The sequence below is a fragment of the Caldimonas mangrovi genome (genome assembly GCF_023721835.1).
Classification (GTDB): Bacteria; Pseudomonadota; Gammaproteobacteria; order Burkholderiales; family Burkholderiaceae_C; genus Caldimonas; species Caldimonas mangrovi.
In genome coordinates, this window is the sequence record NZ_JAMKFE010000042.1 from 1 (window position 1) to 1583 (window position 1583).

The following is a 1583-nucleotide window of genomic DNA, read 5'->3' on the forward strand; positions in this document are numbered from 1 at the left end:
AACGTTGATATGGCTTAACTCTGTCAACAGGGCGAGCCCGGCCCTCCGCGGACGCGGATGATGAACAGAAGCTCGATGCCGAACGGGGAACGCGACGGAGCCGGTTGCTGTTGCGACGGTTGATCATGCTGATATGCGTGGATTGGGTACCGACACTTCACGTGTTCGTCGCGGGGCTGCCTGCGCTCTAGGGTCTGCGATCGCCACTTGCGTGGCTGCCAATAACGTTGCCGAGGGTTCCCCTGGCCGTGGCTGCATCGCGTTCCCCGTTGGGCAGAAGCGGTATGGCTTTGAGCGCACCTCCTTCCTTTTTGTCAGAGCATCAACGGCGCTTGCGCCTCAATGCGACGGCCCGGGCGTCACCTCGCGGGCGATGGCCCAGACGAAGCCGCACAGCTCACGCGCCACGGCCACCACCAGCTTGTTGTGCGGCACATGACGAGCGGCCAAGCGCCGGAAGCGGGCGCACAGCCGCACCTGGGCGACCCAGGCGATGTCGGTGACGGCCTTGGGCAGCTCGGCCTGGCGCCGCGCGATCACCGGGCTCACGCGTGCCGGGTAGCGGTACAGATGCGCGGCCTCCACGAGGATGCGCCGCGCCGGCGCGTTGCCCGCCTTGGTGATGGCGCCTTGACGCCGCCTGGGTCCGCTGGAGTCCTCGCACGGCACCAGGCCCAGGTAGGCCATCAATTGGCGCGGCGAGGCGAAGCGCCAGAAGTCCTGGATCTCCGCCACCAGCGTGATGGCCGCAATGAGCTGCACTCCGCGCAAGGCCTGCAACGCTGCCACCACCGGCGCCAGCGTCCAGCCGGGCAAGGCCTCGCGCAGCGCCTGCTCGTGGCGCGCAATGCGGGCACCGGCCTCGGTGACTGCATGCAGGTACTCCTGGAAGACGATCTGCTGCGCCGCGTGCGGCAGCTTCACGGTGGCCAGCCAACGCAGGTGGGCCCCCGTCCAGGCACTGCGGCCCGTGTAGACGATGCCGTTGCGCAGCAGCAAGGCCTTCAGCCGGTGGCGGGCGTTGCGCTGCTCGCGTACCGCATCTTCGCGGCCGCGCACCAGGTCGCGCATCGCCTCGTCGCCGGCGTCGGGCACGCGCACCGCAGTGAGTTCGCCGATGCGCGCCAGCCGGGCCAGCTTCCACGCGTCGCGCCGGTCGGTCTTGATGCGTTCGCCCGACGGGCGCGGGATCGACGACGGCGCCACCACCTCGCAGTGCCAGCCGAGCACCGCGAAGTGGCGTTGCAGCACGAACCCGCAGGGGCCGGCCTCGTAGACGATGTGCAGCCGGTGGCCGGCGCTCACCAGCCGGCGCAGCGCCTTGGTGACAGCGACCGTGCCGCCCGCTACAGTGCCCAGGCGGCGCACTTCCACATCGCGCGCAGCCTCGGCCAACGCGATCTCGATGCTGTCCTTGTGAACGTCCAGTCCCACATACAAAGTGCTAGATTGACTCATGGCCCGTCTCCTTGACAAACATGCGGTCGCCCTCGGGCTCCGCCTTGTGGCTCGGCACACCCCAGGTGCGCAATCCACGGTAGTCCTGGAGGCGGGCCGCCTCAAGTCAAGCCATCTTGTCTAGG

1 protein-coding gene is annotated in these 1583 nt (G+C 68.5%); it reads right to left on the reverse strand.

From position 1 onward, the window contains the following. Positions 1-339: 339 nt before the first annotated feature. Positions 340-1458 carry an IS110 family RNA-guided transposase gene (locus tag M8A51_RS26145; protein WP_251781556.1) on the reverse strand — a complete coding sequence of 373 codons (1119 nt, stop codon included), beginning with the start codon at positions 1456-1458 and terminating at the stop codon, positions 340-342. Positions 1459-1583 lie beyond the last annotated feature (125 nt).

Excerpts from the sequence above, each read along its gene's own strand:
- M8A51_RS26145 (WP_251781556.1), bottom strand. The coding sequence starts at position 1,458 with ATGAGTCAATCTAGCACTTTGTATGTGGGACTGGACGTTCACAAGGAC.